Below are 22,331 nucleotides of genomic sequence, written 5' to 3' on the forward strand. Positions count from 1 at the left end.
CCCGGGGTGAACGGCGTGTCGCGGCCTACTGTTGAGGGATGGACGGCATCGACGGGCGTGTACGCGGCGCCGTCGACGTGTGGCTCCGCTGGCTGCCGCGGTGGCAGATCGGCACAGCACGGCCGAGGACCCGGATCTGCCGGAAGTGCACCGGGTCCCCGATCGCGAGTGCGGCGGGCTTCGGGCCGGACGTCCCGCACGCCGTGCAGCACGCACTGATCGGGCGGATCTCGACGATCATCGAGGACGCCGTGGACGACTACACCGCGAAGAACCTCCCGCTGCTGCAGCGCGAGCTCGAACGGGCCGCGGCACGGAAGCGGCACGCGGGGTACCAGCCGACCGAGGGACTGTCGCCCGAGTTCCAGGGACTGGACGTCGATCCGGAGCCCTCGGCGGGGGAGCCGTTCCTGTTCACCCTCGGCGAGCTGACCGGCACGGGCGCGGCGGAGCAGGCCCCGCGCGAACCCCTGTCCGAGGAGGCGAAGGCCGCGCTCCGGCACGAGATCGCGCTGTCCGACGAGTGCGCCCGCGCGACCGGGACGGCGGTGTGCCTGGCGCTCGTGGAGCACCGGCCGCGGATCGCCGAGGCCGTCGAGCGCCTGGTGGAACCGCAGATCGCGGCGCTCGTGTCGGACATGTTCCGCGGGTTCGACGGCCCGGAGGCCACTCGCGACGGCCTGTTCTGAGCAGGGAGCACCAGCGCGGCGATCGTCAGGACACCGCGCGGAGCGTCCGACCCGGGATGACGGTGCCGCGGAGCGATCGGTGCTCGACCGGACGGGACGGGTCGTCGATGCGGCCGACGACGAGGTCGATGGCCTCGCGGCCGATCCGCTCGATGGGCTGCTCGAGGGTCGTGAAGCCGATCCAGTCGTTCGCCAGCGGGAAGACCCCGTCGAAGCCGGTCACCGAGAGGTCCTCCGGCACACGGATCCCGCGGCGGGACAGGGCGTCGCAGAGCTCGAGCATCAGTCGGTCGGTCGGGCACATCACGGCCGTTGCCCCGGACTCGCGCACGGCGTCCTGGACGTCCGCAGCGAGGTCGGACACCGGTCGGACGAAGCTCGCGTCGAGGTCGACCGCGCGCACCCCGTGCTCCCGGAGCCGCTCGACCATCGCGCGGGTGCGGGCGTGCTGGGTCAGGGCGTCGCCGACCGGGACGGTGAGCACGACCGCGGTCCGGTGACCCGCGGCGACGACGGCGTCCGCGATCGTCGCGCCGCCGTGCGTCTCGTCGCAGTACACGCTCGACAGGGCCGGGTGCAGCTCGGGTCGACCGGCGACGACGGTCGCGATGCGGGGCGCGAACTCGGCGATCTCCGCCGCGGGCATGAGGCCGCTGCAGACCACGAGTCCGTCGACGCGCATCGACACCAGGGCGGCGAGCGCCGACTTCTCGTCCTGCACGCGTCCGACCCCGGTGGTGGTCACGACGCGGTAGCCGAGCTCGGAGGCCCGCCGCTCCATCACGGCGTGCAGCGCGGTGTAGACCATCGACGAGGCGTCACGGACGAGCATCCCGATGGTGTGCGTGCGGCCACTGACGAGCCCCCGCGCCATGGCGTTCGCGACGTACCCGAGCTCGGCCGCGGCGCGTTCGACGCGCTCGCGGGTCTCGTCGGAGAACCGACCGGTTCCGGACAGGACCCGGGACACCGCGGACTTCGAGACGCCCGCGCGGGCCGCCACGTCGAGGATCGTCGGCTGCGCGCCGCGCCCCCGGGGTCGCCGGTCGCCGTCGGCCTCGCCGCTCACCTGCCCGCCGCGGGGTGCCGGGTCCGGCGCGAGCGACGCGCGCCGGTGACCGCGGCCACGACGGCGCGCCATCCGACCACGAACACGGCGAGGACGATCGTCGCCACGATCACGAACGACAGCGGCAGGGGGTCGCCGGAGACGTCCCCCTGACCGGTCAGCACGCGGAGCAGCAGCCCGACGACGACCGTGGCCACCCAGACGACCACGCCCGTGGGCCACACCCGCATCGGCGCACGCCAGGCCCGGACGACGAGGAAGCCGACGAGCCACCCGGCGAGGAACGGGTACGCGGTCGTCCAGACGCCGGCGGCCGAGGTGGTCTCGCCGTGTGACGAACGCCCGATGGTCGCGAACGCGACGACCAGGACGACGTCGACGACCGCAGCGGTCCAGGTACGGGTGCGTGCGTGCATGCCGTCATCATCGCAGGCTGCGCAGCGGACCGGAGCCTGAACGTCCCGGTACGTCGAGTTCACCCGGTGGCGACGTCTCCGGCACCCGTCGTTCACCCGGGGTCGCCACACTCGACCACCGTGCGGGAACGTTCCCGCACCGCGCGTCACCGCACCGCACCGCACCCCAGACCCACCCGCGTCCCACGCGCCCCACCCCACCGCACCTCCAGACCCCACGAACCAGGAGACCCCCGACGTGAAGACACGAGCCGTGCACCCCCGGTCCCTCGCCGGCATCGCGATCGCCGCCACCGCAGCCGTCGCCCTGTCCGGCTGCGTCCAGAGCGCGAACGCCTCGAGCGCGGGCGACGACGCGAGCAACGGCACCACGAACCTCACCGTGTTCATCAGCGGCGACACCAACGTCCAGGCGCTCTGGGACGGGTCGCTCATCCCCGCGTTCGAGAAGGCCCACCCGAACGTCCACGTCTCGACGAGCATCGACCTGCACGGGCAGCACGACGCCCAGACCCAGGCCAACCTGACCACCGCGGTCAAGGCGGACAAGACCGTCGCGTACGACCTGGTCGACGCCGGCTGGGTCTCCACCGTCGGCAAGGCCGGGCTGCTGTCCACGGTCAGCGCCAGCGCGATCCCGAACCTGAAGAACGTCCCCGAGGCGACGAAGCGCCAGGGTGGCGACGCCGCGATCCCGTACCGGGCGTCGAGTGTCCTGCTCGCCTACGACACGAAGAAGGTCACCGACCCGCCGAAGACGCTCGACGACCTGCTGGCGTGGATCAAGCAGCACCCGGGCGAGTTCGCGTACAACTCCCCGGCGTCGGGCGGCTCGGGCGGCGCGTTCGTCATGACGGTGCTCGCGAAGTACCTGTCGGGGTCGGAGCAGGCGTCGATGCAGACCTCGTACGACAAGTCGCTCGAGTCGAAGTGGGACGAGGGATTCCAGACCCTCAAGGACCTGGGCCCGTCGATGTACCAGAAGGGCGTGTACCCGAACGGCAACGACCAGGTCCTGCAGCTCCTCGGCTCCGGGCAGATCGCCATGGCCCCGGTCTGGAGCGACCAGTTCATCACCGCGCAGAAGGCCGGCACGATCGGCAAGGACGTCGCCTTCACGCAGATCTCCGACCCGTCGTTCACCGGGAGCGCGAGCTTCCTCGGCATCCCGAAGACCGAGCCGGAGGCGAAGAAGCAGGCCGCGGAGGAACTCGCCGACTTCGTCCTGTCGTCGAAGGGGCAGCAGCTCGTCGCGAGCGCCGTCTCCGGCTACCCGGTGGTCCCGCTCGACTCGCTCCCGAAGTCGGTCGCCCAGCAGTTCGCCGACGCCGACCCGTCGACCCTCCGCCTCGGCTTCCAGAGCCAGTTCGCCGCCGACATGAACGCGGCGTGGGACGCGAAGGTCCCGCAGTGACGCAGGTGACCGACCGGGAGGCCCGTGGCGACTCCGCCACGGGCCTCCCGCCCGCCCCGTCGCCGGCTCCGTCGCCGGCACTGACCGGCCGCACCGGTCCGTCTCGGCCCTCGCGCCCGCAGCCCGGTCCGTCGCCGGAGGAGCGCCGCCGTCGGCGCCGCGCCGCCGGGACCGGGCTCGCGCTCGTCGCCGCCCCGGTGCTCGTCGTCGTGCTCTTCGTCGGCGTCCCCGTGGTGAACGCCGGACTGTTCTCGCTCGGCTCCACCGGCGGCCTCAACCAGGCGCTCGCCGACATCGGGCAGGACACCGTGCACGGGTTCTCGTTCGCGGTGTACGGCGCGCTGCTCGGCGACCCCGTCTTCCGCCGCGACCTGGTGGCGACGCTCGGCGTGACCGCGCTGTCGACCGGCCTGACGGTCGCGCTCGCGGTCGTCGTCGCGGTCGTGCTCCGGCTCCGCGGCGGTGTGGTCGGGTCGACCCTCAGCGTCCTGGCGGTCGTGCCGATCTTCGTGCCGGTCGTCATCGCGAGCTGGTCGGTGCTGACCTTCACGGACGGCCAGGGGTTCGTCAGGAGCCTCGGCGCGCAGGTCGGCCTCGACCTGCCCGTGTGGGGATACACGCTGGTGGCGGTCGTCTTCGGCAGCGTCTGGACGAGCCTGCCGTTCGCGGTGCTCATGATCGCGGGTGCGCTGCAGGGCGTGCCCGACGCGCTCGTGGACGCGGCCCGGGACGCCGGCGCGGGGACGTGGCGGGTGGTCTGGCGGGTGCTCCTGCCGATGGCCGCGACCCCGCTCGTGATCGCGACGACCTTCACCGTGATCGGGGTCCTCGGGTCGTTCACGGTGCCGTACTTCACCGGCCCGAACGCCCCGTCGATGCTCGGCGTCGACATCGCGAAGTACTTCCAGGCCTACAACCGCCCGCAGCAGTCCACCGCGATGGCGTTCGTCGTGTTCGCCTTCGCCGCCGCGGCGAGCGTCTTCTACATCCGCTCCACCGTGCGGGCGAACGCACGGGAGCTCGCGACGAAGGGAACGGCACGATGACGCAGCACGGCGGGACGATCCGGCGCGCCACGGGGACCGCGCTCGTGTGGGCCACCGCGGCCGTGCTGGCGGTGTTCATCGCCGGCCCGCTCCTGTGGCTCGCGGCCCGCGCGTTCGCGACGAGCTGGACGTACCCGAACCTGCTGCCGGACGGGTGGACGCTGCACTGGTGGACCACCGTGTTCGACGACCCTGGGCTCGGCGTCGCGGTGCAGAACTCGCTCGTGCTCGCCCCGCTCACGGTGGCCATCGCGGCCGTGGTGTGCCTGCCGGCGGCGTGGGCGATCAGCCGGATCGACTTCCCGGGGCGTCGGGTGGTGCTCGTCGGGCTGTTCGCGACGAACGCGTTCCCGAAGATGGGCCTGTTCGTGACGATGTCCGCGATGTTCACCGCGCTCGACCTGATGAACACCGTCGCGGGGATCCTCATCGTGCACGTCCTCGGCTGCGTGGTGTTCATGACCTGGCTGCCCGCCGCCGCGTTCTCCGCCGTCCCGCGCTCCCTCGAGGAGGCCGCGCGTGACGCCGGCGCCGGTCGCTGGCGCACGTTCCTGACGGTCACGCTGCCGATCGCGTGGCCGGGGATCCTGGTCGCCGTCGTGATGTCGTTCCTCGCCTCGTTCGACGAGGCCCAGGGCACGTACCTCGTCGGCGCCCCGACCTACATGACCATGCCGACCGAGATGTACTCGCTCGTCCTGAACTCCCCGCGACAGGTCTCGGCGGTGTTCGCGATCGCGCTGAGCATCCCCTCCGTCCTGCTCATGACCCTGGCGCGGAAGCACATCATGGGCGGCCGTCTGGCGGACGGCTTCCAGATCCGATGACCGACACGACCACCCAGAAGGGCGACCAGATGACGGACGCACCCTTGCTCACGGACCGCGCCACGCGCCTCCCGGCCGGTTCTCCCGACCCAGCGGAGGACCGCAGCGCGTCCACCGGACTGTCGGTACACGGTCTGCGGAAGACCCTCGGCGGGCGCGACGTCGTCGCCGGCATCGACCTCGACGTCGCACCGGGCGAGCTCGTCTCGCTGCTCGGGCCCTCCGGATGCGGCAAGACGACCACGCTCCGGATGGTGGCGGGGTTCCTGACGGCCGACGCCGGCGTGGTGACCATGGGCGACCGGGACGTGACGACCCTCGGGCCGGAGCGCCGGCCGAGCGCGATGGTGTTCCAGAACTACGCGCTCTGGCCGCACATGACGGTCGCGCAGAACGTGGCGTTCCCGCTCCGCACCCGTCGCGTGCCGAAGGCACAGACGGCGGAGCGGGTGCGCGCCGCGCTCGAGCTCGTGGGGCTGACACACCACGCGACCTCGAAGCCGACCGCGATCTCGGGTGGCGAGCAGCAGCGCGTCGCGCTCGCGCGCGCGGTCGTGCAGGAGCCGGACGTGCTGCTCCTCGACGAGCCGCTGTCGAACCTCGACGCGAAGCTCCGCGTCGGCGTCCGTGACGAGATCCGGCGCATCCAGCAGCGCCTCGGCATCACGACCGTGATCGTCACGCACGACCAGGACGAGGCGCTGAGCATCTCGGACCGGATCGCGGTCATGCACGACGGGCGGATCGAGCAGATCGCGACGCCCGCGGCGCTCTACGCCCGGCCGGCCACGCTGTTCGTCGCCGGCTTCATCGGGTCCGCGAGCACGGTGGCGGGTCGGTTCCTGACCGGGACGCCCGCGACCGTCGGCGCGGACGACACGGTGCTCGTCCGACCGGAGCAGGTGACGCTCTGCGAGGACTCGCCGCTCCGCGCGACCGTCGCCCGTGTCCTGGCGCGCGGGCACTTCGCCGAGGTCGTGCTCGCCGCGGACGACGCCGAGCTCCGGGCGTACGTGACGGGGCCGCCACCCGCGGTCGGGAGCGAGACCGGCGTGCGGTTGGGCGAGGTCCTGGTCTACCGTGACGGCCTGCTCGCCGAGGTGGTCCGGTGACCGCCGCGCAGCGTGCGGCCGACGTGGTCGGGTCGGTCCCGTCTGCCGCGTCGGACGTCGTGGTCGGGTCCGCCGGGTCCGTAGCGGTGGCACCCCCTGGCACGGCCGGGAGGCACGGTGCCCGTCCGCCACGCCTCGTCGCCCACCGCGGTGCGCCGCGGGTCCGGCGCGAGAACACGCTGCCGGCGGTCGCCGTCGCGGCGGCGCTCGGCGCGGAGACGATCGAGGTCGACGTCCGACGCACGGCGGACGGCGTCGCGGTCCTGCTGCACGACGAGACCCTCGGCCGGATGTGGGGCGACGCCCGCCGGGTCGCGGACGTCGACTGGTGCGACGTCGCCCGGCTCGGCAACGGGATCGACCGCATCCCGCGGCTCGATGCCGTGCTCGAACGGCTGGACGGCGAGTCCACCACGCTGCTCGTCGACCTGACCGACCCGGAGGACGCCGTCGTCGCCGCCCGCACGGTCGCCGGGCACGGTGGGGCGGTCCCCGTCGCCTGGTGCGGCTCGGTGCCGGCGATGGTCGCGGTGCGCTCGGTGCTCCCGGACGCCGACGTCTGGTTGGTGTGGGAGTCGCTGCTGCCGCCCACGCCCGAGGACCTCGACGAGCTCGCACCCTCCACGCTGAACCTGGAGCTCGCGTTCCTGACGCCCGACACCGTCACCACGGCGCACGCCCTCGGCCTGCAGGTCTCGGTGTGGACCGTCGACGAGGCCGAGCCGGCCGCCTGGGCCGCCGCGCAGGGCGTCGACTCGATCACCACGAACGACGTCGGCCTGGTCCGGGCGGCGATCGAGGCCGCCGCGCGCCGCGGGCCGGACGCCGGGGACCGCGAGCCGACCGAGACCGAGGTCGCCTCGCGGGCGCAGGCGCTCGCGCACCGGTTGGCGCACGAGGTGATCGCGTTCACGCGCGAGCACCCCGTCGGCGAGGTCACGACGAAGGCGCACGCCGCGGACCTCGTGACCGACGTCGACCGGATGGTCGAGCAGTTCGTCCGCTCCCGGGTCCGCAGCGCGTTCCCGACGCACGGCTTCACGGGCGAGGAGTACGGCGCGTCCCCCGGCGACCGCCACCGCTGGTACCTGGACCCCGTCGACGGCACGACGAACCTGGTCAACGGCGTGCCGTGGACCGCGATGTCGCTGTGCCTGGTCCGGGGCGGACGCCCGCTCGTCGGGGTCGTCGCGGATCCGTGGCGCGGCGAGGTCCTCGAGGCCCGACGGGGGCGCGGCGCGGTGCTCCGGGAGCGCCCGCTCAGGCTCGACGACGTCCCGCGCTCGCTCGCCGGGGCCGTCGTGGGCACCGAACTCGACGGTCACCGGCCGTGGCCGGGCTTCGAGGCGTTCCTGCACGCCCTCGCCGACCGGTCCTGCACGTTGCGGGTCCAGGGCTCCGGCACGATGACGATCGCCCAGGTCGCCGCGGGTCGGGGCGTCGGGGGCTGCGTCGGTGCGTTCTCGCCGGTCGACCACGGCGCCGCGGTGCTGCTCGTGCACGAGGCCGGTGGCGTCGTGCTCACCCGCGGTGGCCCCGTCGACGGGTTCCCGCCGGAGGGGGAGCCGTTCCTCGTCGCCCACCCGGGCGCCGCGGACGAGCTGTACGCGGTGTGGACGGCGGCGCTCGCCGCGGGGTCGGCGGCGGGTCGGGCCCCGTCGAGCTGACCCGGCTCGGGCTCTCGGCCGACTCTGTGCGTGCGTACAGTCAGCGGTCGTCGCCGCTCCCTAGGGTGGCAGTCCACGGCACGTCCCGACCGGGCCGTCCTGCACCGAAGGAGCATCGCCATGGGATTCCTCGACCGTCTGCTCGGCCGTCCCGACCGGGACCGCCGGACGCCGGACCAGTGGGGGCAGCCGCAGACCGGACAGCCGCAGTGGGGGCAGCAGCAGTGGGGCCAGCCGCAGCCGTCCGTGCAGCAGCAGGGGTACCGGTACGGGCAACAGTCGTACCAGGTCCCGCCGCAGCAGCCGGACGCCAGGGGAGCGGGCGGGACCGCCGAGGACGAGCGGGCCGTCGAACGGTACCGCTACCTGCTCCGCACGGCACCGCCGGAGCGCATCGAGGAGGTCCACGCCGAGGCGTTCGCCACCCTGTCGCCCGAGCAGCGCCGGATGGTCTACGACGAGTTCACCCGGTCGGCGCCCGCCGGCGAGGCCCCGCGCGGGGACGACCCCCGTTCCCTGGCCCAGGCGGCGACGCGGTCCGAGATCCGGCAGCCCGGGTTCATGGAGCGGTCGCTCGGCGGGATGGGCGGCGGTGCCGGCGCGATGGGCCAGCGCGGCGGTCCCTCGTTCGGGCGGATGATCGGTGCCTCGATCCTCGGCACGGTCGCCGGCTACGTCATCGGTTCGGCGATCATGAGCGCCTTCCTGCCGGACGCGGGATCGTTCGACGGCGGTACCGATGCTGCGGGTGACGGCGGTCCGGAGGACACTGGTGCCGAGAACGCGTCGTACGACGACGGTGGCGGCTCCGACTTCGGGGGCGGCGGCGGCTTCGACGACTTCGGTGGCGACATGGGCGGCGGATTCGACGTCTGACGCCGAGGCCACCGACCCTCCGACACCGAGCATGTCCGACGAAGGAGCGGCATGGCCATCATCGAGGCCTCCGGGCTGACCAAGACGTACCGCTCGAAGTCCGGCCCGGTGCACGCCCTGGCCGGGCTCGACCTGTCCGTGCCCGAGGGGACCGTGACGGCGCTCCTCGGCCCGAACGGCGCGGGCAAGACCACGACCGTCAAGGTGCTGACCACCCTGGTCACGCCCGACTCCGGCACCGCGACGATCGACGGCGTCGACGTCGTGGCCGACCCGCAGGCCACCCGGCGCTCGATCGGGGTGTCCGGGCAGTACGCGGCGGTCGACGAGAACCTGACCGGGTTCGAGAACCTCGAGATGATCGGGCGGCTGTACCACCTCGGTCGCCGGACGGCGCGGCAGCGGGCGCGTGAGCTCATCGACGTGTTCGAGCTCTCCGAGGCCGGGGACCGCCCCGTCAAGGGCTTCTCCGGCGGCATGCGACGGCGCATCGACCTCGCGGGTGCGCTCGTGATGAACCCGCGCGTGCTGTTCCTGGACGAGCCGACCACCGGTCTCGACCCGCGCAGCCGCCTGGCGCTCTGGGGCATCATCGAGGGCCTCGTGTCGGACGGCGCGACCGTGCTGCTCACCACGCAGTACCTGGAAGAAGCAGACCAGCTCGCCGACGACATCGCCGTGATCGACGACGGCACCGTGATCGCCGAGGGCACCGCCGACGAGCTCAAGGCCCAGGTCGGCGGACACCGCGTGGTCGTCACGCTCGTCGACCCGGCCGACGCGGACGCGGTCCACACCGTGCTGCAGCGGTACGGCGTCGGTGCGGTCGAGACCTCCGGCGACCGGCGGACGTCGGGCATCGCGGTGGACGCCGGTCCGGCGGCCCTCCAGCGGGTGCTGGCCGACCTCGGCACCGCCGGGATCGAACTGCACGACGCGGGCATGCGGCGCCCGACCCTCGACGACGTGTTCCTCCGGCTCACCGGGCACGCCGCGACGGCGGACGAGGCGGCGGCGACCGGCGGGGCGGGGCCGGGACGATCCTCCCGGCGGGGTCGCGATGACCACGGCACGACGTCGGCCGACACGGCGGACCAAGCCGCGGAGCGTGTCCGGTGACCGCCATCGGCACGGCGACCGGACGCCAGCTGCCCGTCGTCGTCACGTCGCCCGTCGCGGTCTGGTTCGAGGACGGCTGGACCGTCACGAAGCGGAACCTCGTGAAGATCAAGCGGTCCCCGGACATGCTCGTGTTCGCGGTCCTGCAGCCGATCATGTTCGTGCTGCTCTTCAGCCAGGTCTACGGCGGCGCGATCCAGGTGCGGGGGACGGACTACACGCAGTTCCTGATGGCGGGGATCTTCGCCCAGACCGTCGTGTTCGGGGCGACGTTCTCCGGGTCCGCGATGGCGCAGGACCTGAAGGAGGGGCTGATCGACCGCTTCCGGACCCTGCCGATGTCGGCCTCGGCCGTGCTCGTCGGACGCACGAACTCGGACCTCGTGCTCAACGGGATCTCGATGGTGATCATGATGGCCACCGGGCTCGCCGTCGGGTGGCGGGTGCAGTCCGCGCCGCACGAGTTCCTGGCCGGGGTCGGGCTGCTGCTGCTCTTCAGCTACGCGTTCAGCTGGGTGATGGCCCTGCTCGGGATGAGCGTGAAGACGCCGGAGGTCATCAACAACGCCTCGTTCATGATCCTGTTCCCGCTGACGTTCATCTCGAACGCCTTCGTGCCGAGCGAGACGATGCCGCTCGTCCTGCGCGTGTTCGCGGAGTGGAACCCGGTGTCGTCCCTCGTGCAGGCCGCGCGTGGACTGTTCGGCAACGTCGGGACGGCGCCGGTGCCGGACGTCTGGACGATGCAACACCCGGTGCTCACCGTGCTCGTCGGCATCGCCGTGATGCTCGCGGTCTTCGTGCCGTGGGCGGTGAACAAGTACACCCGGATCAGCGCGAAGTAGACCCGTGCTCCCGCGGACCACCGGGACCGCTTACCATCGTCTCTCGTGACAGCGACCGATGCCGAGCGCGCCGCCCAGCGCGACGCCACCGAGCAGGCCCCCGACCGGAGCACCAGGCTCCGTCGCTGGATGCTGCACGGGGCCGACCAGGGGGCCTCGCACCAGGGACCGCACCAGGTCGAGGTCGAGAAGACCCACCCGTGGTGGCGGGTCATGTGCCTGACCGGCGTCGACTACTTCTCGACGCTCGGCTACCAGCCGGCCATCGCGGCCCTCGCCGCCGGGCTGCTGTCCCCGATCGCCACGATCGTGCTCGTCCTCGTGACCCTGTTCGGTGCGCTCCCGGTGTACCGCCGGGTCGCGCAGGACAGCTTCAAGGGTGCCGGCTCGATCATGATGCTCGAGAAGCTCCTGCCCTGGTGGGCTGGGAAGCTCTTCGTGCTCGTGCTGCTCGGCTTCGCGGTGACGGACTTCATGATCACCATGACGCTGTCGGCCGCCGACGCCACGGCGCACATCGCCGAGAACCCCTTCACGCCGCACTGGTTCACCGACATCCCGGTGCCCCTGACGCTCGCGCTCCTCCTGCTGCTCGGCGTCGTGTTCCTCCGCGGCTTCAAGGAGGCGATCGGCATCGCCGTCGGGCTCGTCGCCGTGTACCTGACGCTCAACGCCGTCGTCGTCGGGGTCGCGCTCTGGCACGTGTTCGAGCGTCCCGTCGTGGTCGACGACTGGTGGACCGGCCTCACCACGCAGCACAGCAACCCCCTCGTGATGATCGGCATCGCGCTCGTGGTGTTCCCGAAGCTCGCACTCGGCCTGTCCGGCTTCGAGACCGGCGTCGCGGTCATGCCGCAGGTCCGCGGCGACGCCACCGACGGCACGAGCGCACGCCCCGAGGGCCGCATCCGGGGGACCCGTCGCCTGCTCACCACCGCGGCGATCATCATGAGCTCGTTCCTCATCACGTCGTCGATCGCGACGACGTTCCTCATCCCGCAGCGCGAGTTCCAGCCCGGCGGGCAGGCGAACGGCCGGGCCCTGGCGTTCCTGGCGCACGAGTACCTCGGCAACGTCTTCGGCTCGGTGTACGACTTCTCGACGGTCGCGATCCTGTGGTTCGCGGGTGCGAGCGCGATGGCGGGCCTGCTCAACCTGGTGCCCCGGTTCCTGCCCCGCTACGGGATGGCGCCGCAGTGGGCCCGTGCGACGCGTCCGCTCGTGATCATCTTCACGCTCATCGCCTTCGCCATCACGATCCTGTTCGAGGCCAACGTCGACGCCCAGGGCGGCGCGTACGCGACCGGTGTCCTCGTGCTCATCACGAGCGCCGCCTTCGCGGTGACGCTGTCCGCGCGCCGGAAGCAGCAGCGGAAGCGCGTGGTGGCCTTCGGGGTCATCACCGTCGTGTTCGTCTACACGACCGTCGCGAACATCATCGAACGGCCGGACGGCGTCCGGATCGCCGCGGTGTTCATCGTCGCGATCGTGGTCGTCTCGCTGGTCTCCCGTGTCCGCCGCTCGTTCGAGCTGCGGGCGTCCTCGATCGAGCTCGACGCCGTCGCCCGGCAGTTCATCGAGGCCGACGCCGACCAGTTCAGCGCCGTGTGCATCATCGCGAACGAGCCGGGTGCCGGCACCGCTGCCGCCTACCAGGCGAAGGGGCGCGAGGAACGACGCGACTCCGGCATCCCCGCCCGCGTGCCGACGATGTTCCTCGAGGTGCTCCCCGCCGACTCGTCGGACTTCGAGGAGGACCTGCTCGTCGAGGGCCACGTCGTGCACGGGCACCGCGTGCTCAAGGTTCGCTCGGGCAACGTGCCGAACACGATCGCGTCGACGCTGCTCGCGATCCGGGACATCGCCGGGGTCGTGCCGGGCATCTACTTCGAGTGGAACGAGGGCAACCCGATCCGGAACGCGATCCGGTTCGTCTTCACCGGCGTCGGCGACGTCGCCCCGGTCACGCGAGAGGTGCTCCGAGAAGCCGAACCGGACGTGAACCGGCGGCCGACCGTCCACGTGTCGTGACCGACGGGGCGGTCGTGCACCGCGCCTCCCGGCCGCTCGGCGGGTCCGTGGCGGTGCTCGTCGCCGCCACGGTGTGGGGCACGACCGGCACCGCGACGCACTTCGCCCCCGGGGTCCCGGCGTTCGTGTTCGGGGCCGTCACGTTCGGACTCGGCGGGCTCCTGCTCGCCGCGACGACCGGTCGCCCGGCGGTCCGCGCCCTGGGTCGGGCGGGGACCCGCGGCTGGGCGCTGCTCGGCGCCGCGTCGCTCGTCGTCTACGCGGTGGCCTTCTACGCCGCGCTCGCCGACGCGGGGGTCGCGCTCGGCACCACGGTCGCGATCGGGTCCTCGCCGGTCTTCGCCGGTCTGGTCGAGTGGGTCGCCGACCGTCGGCGGGCGAGCGGCCGCTGGGTCGTGGCGACCCTGGTGAGCGTCGCCGGCATGGTGCTCGTGACGCTCGCGCGCTCCGAGGCCGCCGGCTCCGGGGCGCTGCCGGTGGGGCTCGGGAGTGCGCTGCTCGCCGGGCTGACCTACGCGACGTACTCGTGGGCGGTCGCGCGCGGGATGCACGCGGCCACGCGGACCGTGCCCGTGCCGGTCCCTGCGCCGGAGCCGGCGCGCGGACCGGGCGTCGGTGACGCGCGCGGCGTCCTGGGCGCGGTGTTCGGGCTCGCGGCGCTGCCGCTGGTCGTCCTCGCCCTGGTCGCCGGTCGGGACGCGCTCGTGCTCGGAGCGAACTGGCCGGTGTTCCTCTACCTGGCGCTCGTGCCGACGGTGCTCGGGCACTCCCTGTACGCCGTCGGACTCCGGAGCGTCAGTGCCTCGGTCGCGACGCTGCTGTCCCTGTTCGAGCCGGTCGTCGCCGCGGTGCTCGCCGTGCTCGTCGTCGGGGAACACCTCGGCGGAGCCGGCTGGATGGGCGTCGCCCTCGTGATCGGCGGCCTGGCGCTGCTCGCGCTGCCGGGTGGACGCCCGGCAGCGCGGGAGCGATCGGTCCGGGTCAGTTCCCGGTGATCTGGTCGCGCACCTTGCGCCGGAGCACCTTGCCGATCATCGAGCGCGGCAGGTCCTCGACCACGACGATCCGTCGCGGCACCTTGTAGGCCGCGAGCTGGTCGCGGGACCACGCGCGGAGCGCCTCGGCGTCGAACGTCCTCGGGTCCTTCGGCACGACGGCCGCGACGACCTGCTCGTTGCCGCCCTGCGTGATGCCGACGACCGCGACCTCGCGCACGCTCGGGTGCTTGAGCAGTGCGTCCTCGACCTCGGACGGGGACACGTTGAACCCGCCGGTGATGATGAGTTCCTTGAGCCGGTCGACGATGCTGACGAAGCCGTCGGCGTCGATCGACACCACGTCACCGGTGCGGAACCAGCCGTCCGGGGTGAAGACCTCGTCGGTCGCCTCGGCCTTGCCCCAGTACCCGCGGAACACCTGCGGGCCCTTCACCTGGAGCTCGCCGGCCTCGCCCGTGCTGAGCACCTTCGTCGGGTCGTCCGGGTCGACCACACGCGCCTCGGTCGACGAGAGCGGGAGGCCGATCGCGCCGAGTCGCCGCTCCGGGGAGACCGGGTTCGCCATCAGCACGGGCGAGCACTCGGACAGGCCGTAGCCCTCGACGAGGTACCCGCCGGTGCGGGCCTCCCACGGCTCGACGACGTCCTGCGACAGCGGCATCGCGCCGGAGATGCCGATCTCGATGCCCTGCAGCGACACCTTCGCCGAGTCGGCGGCGTGCTGCAGGCGGGTGTAGATCGGCGGCACGGCGGGCAGGAACGTCGGCGGGTGCTTCTTCATCGCCTTGAGGACGAGGGCCGGGTCGAACGCCGGGAAGAGCACCAGGCGCGAGGCCATGCTCATCGCGAAGGTCAGGCAGAGCGTCAGGCCGTAGGCGTGGAACATCGGCAGCACCGCGTACACGGTGTTGTCGCCGCGGCGGATCTGCGGCACCCACGCGCGTGACTGCGCGGCGTTCGCGAGCAGGTTCCGGTGGCTGAGCACCGCGCCCTTCGGCACCCCGGTGGTGCCGGACGTGTACTGGATGAGCGCGACGTCGCTCGTCGCCGGACGCGGGTGCCGCTTCGACAGCTTCCGCGTCGACACCAGGTCGTCCCACTTCGTCGTGCCGCGCACGCTCGTGGTCAGCTTCGCGCGGGACTCCCGCGCCTTCGCGACCGGCAGCGCCAGGGCGAGGCGCGTCGTGCGGGGCATCGCACGGGTCAGGTCGACCGAGACGATCGCGTCCACCGCGACGTCTGCGGGGAAGTCCTGCAGCGTGGCGACCGACTTGTCCCATGCGATCGCGACCTTCGCGCCGTGGTCCTCGAACTGGTGCCGGAGCTCGCGGGCCGTGTAGAGCGGGTTGTGCTCGACGACGATCGCACCGAGCCGGAGCACCGCGTAGAAGGCCACCACGTGCTGCGGGCAGTTCGGCAGCACGATGGCCACCCGGTCGCCGGCCGTCACGCCGAGCTTCCGCAGTCCGTTCGCGGCGCGCAGGATCTGCTCCTGCAGGTCCGCGTAGGTGGTGGTCCGGCCGAAGAACTCGAGCGCCACCTTCCCCGGGAACCGTGCCGCGGACTGCTCCACGATGTCGGCGAGGGAGCCCGTGGGCTCCTCGATGTCGTGCGGGACCCCCGGGGCGTACGAGGCAAGCCAGGGACGAGGCGTGTCGATGCTCACCCGGCCAACCTACCGGCGGGGTGCTGCCGACGGTCAGTGCTGACTGTCAGGGGCGCGACGGACGATGGGTGCATGCCTTCCGTGTCCGACGCGTTCCGCACCCGCCTCAACGACACCTTCACCAACGGCGCCACCGAACGACCCGAGTGGATCGACGCCCTCGAGCAGGGCTCCGACGCCGGGTTCTTCGGACCGGGCTCCGCCACCTGGGCGGTGCACGGCGGCAACCACACCGTGCTCGCGGGCGTCCGCGCGCTCCTCGTGCAGGCGCTGCACCCCGGTGCGCTCGCCGGCGTCGCCGACCACTCCCGCTACCGCGAGGACCCGTTCGGACGGCTCGCCGGCACCATCCGCTGGATCTACACGGTCTCGCACGGCGACACCGAACAGGCCACGCACGCCAGCCAGTGGGTGCGGAAGCTGCACGAGCGGGTGGTCGGGGAGTACGTCGACGGGCACGGGGTCACCCGGCCGTACGCCGCGAACGACCCGGACCTGGCCCGCTGGGTGCACCTCGCGTTCACCGACGCGTTCCTCCGCAGCGCGCAGGTCTGGGGAGCGCCGATCCCCGGCGGGGCCGACGCCTACGTCCGCGAGTGGGCGATCGCCGGACGCCTGATGGGCGTCGACGACGCACCGGAGTCCGAGTCCGAGCTCCGCGCGCAGATGAACGGGTACCTCGACCGCGGCGAACTCAAGGCCGACGCCCGCACCCACGACGTGGTCCGGTTCATCAAGGACCCGCCGCTCGCGCGGCTGCTGCGTCCCGGTTACCGCGCGCTCTTCGACGGTGCGGTCCTGTCGCTCGACCCGCGGCACCGCTCGATGCTCGGCCTGCGGACGCCGGCCGTCGGCCCGGTGGCCCTGCCCGTCCGTCAGGTCGCGGGCGTGGTGCTCGACGGGATCGGCGCGGTGCTCGGCAACACCCCCGGATCGGAGCGCGCAGCGCTCGTCCGCATCGCCCGCCTGCAGGGCGCGTCCGACGCGACCGACTGACGGACAGGAGGCACGGTGCCAGCCGACACCGTGCCTCCTGTCCGCCCCGTGGTGCGTCAGAAACCGGACGGCACCCGCGGCGTGTAGGCGGACTCGAGTCGCGACACCTCGTCCGGGGTGAGCTCGATCGCGGTCGCGGCGACCGCGTCGTCGATGTGGTGCTCCTTGGTCGCGCCGATGATCGGTGCGCTGACCGCGGGCTTCCCGGCGACCCACGCGAGGGCGATCTGCGCCATGCTCGCGCCGCGCGCCTCGGCGACCTGCTGCACCGCGTCGACGATCGCGCGGTTCACGGCCTCGTCCTGGCGGTAGAGCGTCTTGCCGAACTCGTCGGTGTCGGCGCGGCTGCCGGAGCCCTGCGCGTCCCAGGGGCGGGTGACGCGACCGCGGGCGAGCGGGCTCCACGGGATCACGCCGACACCCGTCGCCTGCGCGAACGGGTGCATCTCGCGCTCCTCCTCGCGCTCGAGCAGGTTGTACTGGTCCTGCATGCTGACGAACCTCGTCCAGCCGTGGCGCTCCGCGACGTGCTGCATCTGCGCGAACTGCCACGTCCACATGCTGCTCGCGCCGAGGTAGCGCGCCTTCCCGGCCTTGACGACGTCGTGCAGTGCCTCCATCGTCTCCTCGATCGGCGTGTGCGGGTCGAAGCGGTGGATCTGGTACAGGTCCACGTAGTCCGTGCCGAGGCGGGTGAGCGAGGCGTCGATCTCGTGCATGATCGCGGCGCGTGACAGCCCGGCGCCGTTCGGGCCGGGGCGCATGCGGTTGAAGACCTTGGTGAAGACCTGGACCTCCTCACGCGGGGCGATCTCCTTGAGGAGCGCGCCGGTGATCTCCTCGCTCGAGCCCGCGGAGTACACGTTGGCGGTGTCGAACGCGGTGATGCCGGCTTCGTACGCGCGACGGACGAAGGGCCTGGCGTCGTCGATGTCGACGCTCCACGGGTGCGCGCCCTGGTCCGGTCGGCCGTACGACATCATGCCGAGGACGACCCCGCTGATCTCCAGGCCGGAGGCTCCGAGGCGCGTGGTCGGCACACGGGTGGTCGGGGTCGTGTCCGTGTCCGTGGCCGAGCGGGCGGTATGTGCTGCGTTCTGGTCGGGCTGGTCGCTCGTTCCGCCCGCTCGGCGCGAACGGGCGGAATCTGCTGCGTCCAGGTCGTCGTGGTCGTTCGTTTCGCCCGCTCGACTCGACCGGGCGGAGGCTGCATCGCTCATGCGTTCACCCTGGCATCGCGCCCTGTGACGGCGAGCAGGCGGACCTGCAGCGGAGCGTCGTCGTCGACGTCGACCGGGGCGGCGTAGAGGCCGGTCGCGGCGAGGTCCTCGATCTGCGGCTCGAAGTACTCCCACACTGCGCGGACGAGATCCTCGGGGAGCGTCTCGTTCGACCCGGTCGCCCGTGCCAGGTCCCAGGTGTGGATGGCGATGTCGCTGGTCTGTTCGGTGAGGTACTGCCGCGCGCTCACGACGTCGGTGCTCAGGTGCACGGGGACGTCAGCGGGCGAGTTCCGCCAGGCCTCGGTCGCGTCCGCCGCGTACTTCGCCCACTCGGCGGGCAGATCGGCGCCGATCGGCTCGAGGTCGGCCTCGGCCTGCGCGTAGTCGCACCCGGTCAGGAGCTTCGGGATCCACCGCTGCTCGTCGATCACGTGGGCGACGAGGTCCCGGGTGGTCCACTCGGAGTCGGGGGTGGGGGCGTCCCAGTCGGTGACGGCGTCGACGCGGCGGCCGAACTCGGCTGCTGCGAGGGCCTGCAGCGCGATCCAGTCGGTGGCCATGATGGTGCTCCTGTTCTTCGGGACGGGTCGTCGGTGGTCGGCGTCTGTCCGGTCCTGGTGGAACGGCCGGCGAGAGCGGGCGATTCCCGTCGTTCATCGGTCACGGTACGCCGGGGCGGGCGGCCGAGATGGGGTCTGGTGAACGGATGGGTTGGGGCGAACGGGCGGAATCGGCGGGGTTGGTGGTCGCTGCGGCGCACATCTCGCCCGCTCGCGCTCGGCTGCTCGTGTTCGCGCCCGACGACGCCGATGCCGACGGCCACGCCAGGCCAGGCAGGCACCAGTGGCCGGGAACGCCGAACGGCCCGGCTCCGTGGGGGAGGAGCCGGGCCGTTCGCCGGGTACTGCAGGTGTTCGGTGCCCTGGTCAGCCGCTGAGCGTCACGCGGACGAGCTGCAGCCGGACGGGGTCGAGGGTGCTCAGGCCGCCTGGAGGACGAACTGCACGTCGAGGTTGATGGTGACGTCGTTGCCGAGCGTGAAGCCACCGGCCTCGAGCGCAGCGTTCCAGTTCACGCCGAACTCGGTGCGGTCGATCTTGGTCGTCGCCTCGGCACCGAGCTTGACCTGGCCGTAGCCGTCGGTCGTGACGCCGCCGAACTCGGTCTTCAGGGTGACGTTCTTGGTCACGCCACGGAGCGAGAGCTCGCCGTCGATCAGCATGTCGTCGCCGTCCTCGCGGATGCCGGTCGACTTGAAGGTCATCTGCGGGTGCTCCTCGGCGAGGAAGAAGTCGCCGGTCGCGAGGTGCTGGTCGCGCTGCTGCTGCTTGGTGTTGACGCTGGCGACGTCGATCGAGGCCTCGAGCGTCGAGTCGAGGGGGTTCTCGGCCGTGACGAGCGTGGCGTCGAAGCGCTCGAACGAGCCCTTGACCTTGCTGATCGCGAGGTGGCGGACGGAGAAGGTGACCTCGGAGTGCGTGGGGTCGATCTTCCAGGTACCGGTCTGGTAGCCGGGGATGGCGGAGGCGGTGAGCGTCATGGTGACTCCTTCGAAGCGATGGTCTGCGGTTCCCGAACAGCACACACTTTTACATGCGCCTGCATCGAACCCGATGGTAGCCCATTCTGCACCCGTTTGGTTGAAGCGTCAACCAATGTTCACGAGACAGACGTGAGCTGATGCCACGGACGTGAGTCGTGCCTCCCGTCCGAACCCGTCCGCAGGAGGCGAGCCACCCGCCGGACGAACTCGTCGACCAGCGGGCCGACGTCGTCGGCGGTCGCTCGTACCAGCCACCAGTCGACGTCCTTCAGGCGTTCTCCGCGGGTGAGGTCCTTCCGGAAGGTGCGGGCGTCGGTGCGGTGCAGATCGCTCTCGTACTCGATGGCGACGCGTGCGTCCGGGTAGGCGAGGTCGACACACGCGACCCAGCGGCCGTGCTCGACGACGTCGTGGTTCCGGAGCGGTTCTGGGAGCCCTCGCCGGACGAGTGCGAGTCGGAGGCGGGTCTCGCCGGGGCTCCGCGACCCGACCCGGACGAGTTCGAGGGCTGCCCTCGCGCGCCGGGTGCCCCGCGCGCCGCGGTGTCTGCGCAGGGCTCGCCGGAGCTCGTCGACGGTGCACCAGTTCAGCCAGCCGACCAGTGCGTCGCCGACGACGACGAGCTCGTCAACCGTCAGGGCGGTGGCGAGCATCACGAAGGTGTCCTCGGGAGCGACGAGGGCGGCGGCGCCCGAGTACACCACTCGGATGCGCCCCTGCCTGGTGCGGTGGCCGATCGTCCCGCGAACCCGCAGTGCCTGGTCCGTCCCGATGGTCGTGACGTGCACGCGTCGGTCGCGTTCGAGCCGCACGGGCAGCGGGACGCCCAGCAAGTGGGCGGCGGTCGCGTGGCTGAACGCCTGATCGCGGCGCAGTCGTGGTGCGACGGCGCGTGCGAGCTCGTCGTGCGAGCGGGGTGCTGTCCAACTCCGCGTGCCGTGGAACGGTCGGACGAGGCGGCGGGAGCGCAGGACGGCTTGCGAGACGCCGCGGTGCAGGGCCTCACGGACGCGGAACGGTCGCGTCCGGAGGCTGTGGGGGAAGTGCGCTGCGAAGACCATGCCGACAGCGTTGCCCAGCAGGCCGGGCCGTGGGCGGTCGGAGCGATCGACTGTGGATGGTCGGGCCGCGATGCGGGTTGTGGAGGAACGGGAGCGAGGGGCTGGAGCGGGAGCGAGGGGCTGGAGCGGGAGCGGGCGGGCGCGGCGCGGGAACGCGTGCGGGTCGCGGCACGCGAGCGGGCGGAAGGGGCCGTGGACGGGAGGTGCGGGGCGCGTGTTCCGCCCGCTCGCGTCCGGCGGGCGGCGCGGACGGCGCGGGCGGCGCGGGCGGCGCGGGCGGCGCGGGCGGGGCGGGCAGGGCGGGCGGCGCGGCCGGCGCGGGCGGCGCGGGCGGCGCGGGCGGCGCGTGAGCGGGCGGAAACGACGTAGGACGGGAGCCGCGGGGCGCGTATTCCTCCCGCTCGCGTCCCAGGCGCCCCGCCCCGCGCACCCCGCCCCGCGCACCCCGCCCCGCGCGCCCCGCCCCGCGCACCTCGCCCCGCCCCGCCCGCACCAACCAGGTACTCGCACGGCCACTCATCGCCGCCCGGGCCCCGGTAGCGTCAGGACCATGGAATTCAGGTACCTGGGCAACTCCGGACTCAAGATCTCCGAGATCACCTACGGCAACTGGCTGACGCACGGCTCGCAGGTCGAGAACGACGTCGCGACCCAGTGCGTCCGCGCCGCCCTCGAGGCCGGCATCACCACGTTCGACACCGCCGACACGTACGCCAACACCGCCGCCGAGACCGTGCTCGGCGAGGCGCTGAAGAGCGAGCGCCGCCAGTCGCTCGAGATCTTCACGAAGGTCTACTGGCCGACCGGGCCGAAGGGGCACAACGACGTCGGCCTCTCCCGCAAGCACATCATGGAGTCGATCGACGGCTCGCTCGAGCGCCTCCAGACCGACTACGTCGACCTCTACCAGGCACACCGCTACGACCACGAGACCCCGCTCGAGGAGACCATGCAGGCCTTCGCGGACGTCGTCCGCCAGGGCAAGGCGCTCTACATCGGCGTCAGCGAGTGGAACGCCGAGCAGATCCGCGCCGGCGCCGCACTGGCGAAGGAGCTCGGGTTCCAGCTCATCTCGAACCAGCCGCAGTACTCGATGCTGTGGCGCGTCATCGAGGGAGAGGTCGTGCCCGCCTCGAAGCAGCTCGGCCTCAGCCAGATCGTCTGGTCGCCGATCGCCCAGGGCGTGCTGACGGGCAAGTACAAGCCGGGCCAGCCGGCCCCCGAGGGCTCCCGCGCCACCGACGAGAAGGGCGGCGCGGACATGATCAAGCGGTTCATGCGGGATGAGGTCCTCGAGGCCGTACAGCGCCTGCAGCCGGTCGCCGACCAGGCCGGCCTGACGCTCGCCCAGCTCGCGATCGCGTGGACGCTGCAGAACCCGAACGTGGCCTCCGCGATCGTCGGTGCGTCCCGCCCGGAGCAGGTCACGGACAACGTCAAGGCAGCGGGCGTCACCCTCGACGCCGACGCGCTCGCCGCGATCGACGACGCGCTCGGCGACATCCCGGAACGCGACGCGAGCAAGACGGTCAGCCCGGAGCGGCGCCCCGCGTAACGCGCGAAGGACCGACGGACGGGAGGCACGGTGCCGACTGGCACCGTGCCTCCCGTCCGTCGTCCCGTCACCACACAGCGCTCGCGACCGTCCAGACGGACGGGGGATCTGACCCCTGATCAGCCGAAACGCTGACGGATGTTCACTGATGAACAGCAGGTGTCGCGGAACTGGCAGG

Annotated in this window: 20 protein-coding genes; 13 read left to right on the forward strand and 7 right to left on the reverse strand. The window is 72.3% G+C overall.

Annotation, left to right across the window (positions count from 1 at the left end):
- The first annotated feature begins 38 nt into the window (after nt 1–38).
- Entirely contained in the window at nt 39–689 is a 651-nt protein-coding gene (locus FB462_RS05620) for a spermidine/putrescine ABC transporter substrate-binding protein (RefSeq protein ID WP_141860644.1), read from the forward strand.
- 25 nt (nt 690–714) lie between these two features.
- On the opposite strand, the gene FB462_RS05625 is transcribed toward FB462_RS05620, so the two are convergent.
- Nucleotides 715–1,830, reverse strand: a complete 1,116-nt coding sequence (locus FB462_RS05625; protein ID WP_114849002.1) for a LacI family DNA-binding transcriptional regulator — start codon at nt 1,828–1,830, stop codon at nt 715–717.
- A complete protein-coding gene (locus FB462_RS05630; RefSeq protein WP_114849003.1) occupies nt 1,755–2,174 on the reverse strand; it encodes a DUF3054 domain-containing protein in 420 nt (139 codons plus the stop codon). The genes FB462_RS05625 and FB462_RS05630 overlap by 76 nt, the downstream gene beginning before the upstream one ends.
- Nucleotides 2,175–2,412: 238 nt before the next feature.
- On the opposite strand from FB462_RS05630, the gene FB462_RS05635 reads away from it, so the two are divergent.
- The 10 genes from FB462_RS05635 (at nt 2,413) to FB462_RS05680 (ending at nt 14,106) form a co-directional block, all read left to right on the forward strand.
- Nucleotides 2,413–3,588 (forward strand): extracellular solute-binding protein, encoded by a 1,176-nt coding sequence (locus tag FB462_RS05635; RefSeq protein WP_229666742.1) that lies wholly within the window; start codon nt 2,413–2,415, stop codon nt 3,586–3,588.
- Nucleotides 3,585–4,634 carry an ABC transporter permease gene (locus tag FB462_RS05640; RefSeq protein WP_229666740.1) on the forward strand — a complete coding sequence of 350 codons (1,050 nt, stop codon included), beginning with the start codon at nt 3,585–3,587 and terminating at the stop codon, nt 4,632–4,634. The genes FB462_RS05635 and FB462_RS05640 overlap by 4 nt, the downstream gene beginning before the upstream one ends.
- On the forward strand, nt 4,631–5,461 hold the full coding sequence (locus FB462_RS05645) for an ABC transporter permease (protein WP_114849005.1): 831 nt from the start codon (nt 4,631–4,633) through the stop codon (nt 5,459–5,461). The genes FB462_RS05640 and FB462_RS05645 overlap by 4 nt, the downstream gene beginning before the upstream one ends.
- Nucleotides 5,458–6,573, forward strand: a complete 1,116-nt coding sequence (locus FB462_RS05650; RefSeq protein ID WP_141860646.1) for an ABC transporter ATP-binding protein — start codon at nt 5,458–5,460, stop codon at nt 6,571–6,573. The genes FB462_RS05645 and FB462_RS05650 overlap by 4 nt, the downstream gene beginning before the upstream one ends.
- The gene (locus FB462_RS05655; RefSeq protein WP_114849007.1) at nt 6,570–8,240 is read left to right on the forward strand and encodes an inositol monophosphatase family protein; all 1,671 of its coding nucleotides are present in this window, start codon (nt 6,570–6,572) and stop codon (nt 8,238–8,240) included. The genes FB462_RS05650 and FB462_RS05655 overlap by 4 nt, the downstream gene beginning before the upstream one ends.
- Nucleotides 8,241–8,360: 120 nt before the next feature.
- Complete coding sequence (locus FB462_RS05660; RefSeq protein ID WP_229666738.1) at nt 8,361–9,116, forward strand: hypothetical protein; 756 nt, start codon at nt 8,361–8,363, stop codon at nt 9,114–9,116.
- Between the two features lie 51 nt (nt 9,117–9,167).
- Nucleotides 9,168–10,235: an ATP-binding cassette domain-containing protein gene (locus FB462_RS05665; RefSeq protein WP_141860649.1), complete on the forward strand. Its 1,068-nt coding sequence runs from the start codon at nt 9,168–9,170 to the stop codon at nt 10,233–10,235.
- Nucleotides 10,232–11,080, forward strand: a complete 849-nt coding sequence (locus FB462_RS05670) for an ABC transporter permease (RefSeq protein WP_208738894.1) — start codon at nt 10,232–10,234, stop codon at nt 11,078–11,080. Before FB462_RS05665 ends, FB462_RS05670 begins: the two co-directional genes overlap by 4 nt.
- Nucleotides 11,081–11,125: 45 nt before the next feature.
- Nucleotides 11,126–13,111 (forward strand): APC family permease, encoded by a 1,986-nt coding sequence (locus FB462_RS05675; RefSeq protein WP_114849009.1) that lies wholly within the window; start codon nt 11,126–11,128, stop codon nt 13,109–13,111.
- On the forward strand, nt 13,108–14,106 hold the full coding sequence (locus FB462_RS05680; protein ID WP_141860651.1) for a DMT family transporter: 999 nt from the start codon (nt 13,108–13,110) through the stop codon (nt 14,104–14,106). Before FB462_RS05675 ends, FB462_RS05680 begins: the two co-directional genes overlap by 4 nt.
- Here FB462_RS05680 and FB462_RS05685 read toward each other — a convergent pair.
- On the reverse strand, nt 14,093–15,775 hold the full coding sequence (locus FB462_RS05685) for a long-chain-fatty-acid--CoA ligase (RefSeq protein ID WP_141860653.1): 1,683 nt from the start codon (nt 15,773–15,775) through the stop codon (nt 14,093–14,095). The genes FB462_RS05680 and FB462_RS05685 overlap by 14 nt on opposite strands.
- 72 nt (nt 15,776–15,847) lie before the next feature.
- Between FB462_RS05685 and FB462_RS05690 the strand changes: the two genes are divergently transcribed.
- Entirely contained in the window at nt 15,848–16,771 is a 924-nt protein-coding gene (locus FB462_RS05690) for an oxygenase MpaB family protein (RefSeq protein ID WP_058743199.1), read from the forward strand.
- 56 nt (nt 16,772–16,827) lie between these two features.
- On the opposite strand, the gene FB462_RS05695 is transcribed toward FB462_RS05690, so the two are convergent.
- From FB462_RS05695 to FB462_RS05710, 4 genes are all read right to left on the reverse strand, one after another.
- Entirely contained in the window at nt 16,828–17,811 is a 984-nt protein-coding gene (locus FB462_RS05695; protein ID WP_141863264.1) for an aldo/keto reductase, read from the reverse strand.
- A 176-nt stretch (nt 17,812–17,987) separates the two neighbouring features.
- Nucleotides 17,988–18,554 carry a TIGR03086 family metal-binding protein gene (locus tag FB462_RS05700; RefSeq protein ID WP_114849013.1) on the reverse strand — a complete coding sequence of 189 codons (567 nt, stop codon included), beginning with the start codon at nt 18,552–18,554 and terminating at the stop codon, nt 17,988–17,990.
- Between the two features lie 419 nt (nt 18,555–18,973).
- Nucleotides 18,974–19,534, reverse strand: coding sequence for a YceI family protein (locus FB462_RS05705; RefSeq protein ID WP_058743086.1), 561 nt, complete (start codon nt 19,532–19,534; stop codon nt 18,974–18,976).
- A gap of 119 nt (nt 19,535–19,653) precedes the next feature.
- Nucleotides 19,654–20,598, reverse strand: coding sequence for a hypothetical protein (locus tag FB462_RS05710; protein WP_141860655.1), 945 nt, complete (start codon nt 20,596–20,598; stop codon nt 19,654–19,656).
- A 550-nt stretch (nt 20,599–21,148) separates the two neighbouring features.
- Between FB462_RS05710 and FB462_RS05715 the strand changes: the two genes are divergently transcribed.
- Nucleotides 21,149–22,153 carry an aldo/keto reductase family protein gene (locus FB462_RS05715; RefSeq protein WP_114849015.1) on the forward strand — a complete coding sequence of 335 codons (1,005 nt, stop codon included), beginning with the start codon at nt 21,149–21,151 and terminating at the stop codon, nt 22,151–22,153.
- Nucleotides 22,154–22,331 lie beyond the last annotated feature (178 nt).

Source organism: Curtobacterium citreum, from assembly GCF_006715175.1.
Classification (GTDB): Bacteria; Actinomycetota; Actinomycetes; order Actinomycetales; family Microbacteriaceae; genus Curtobacterium; species Curtobacterium citreum.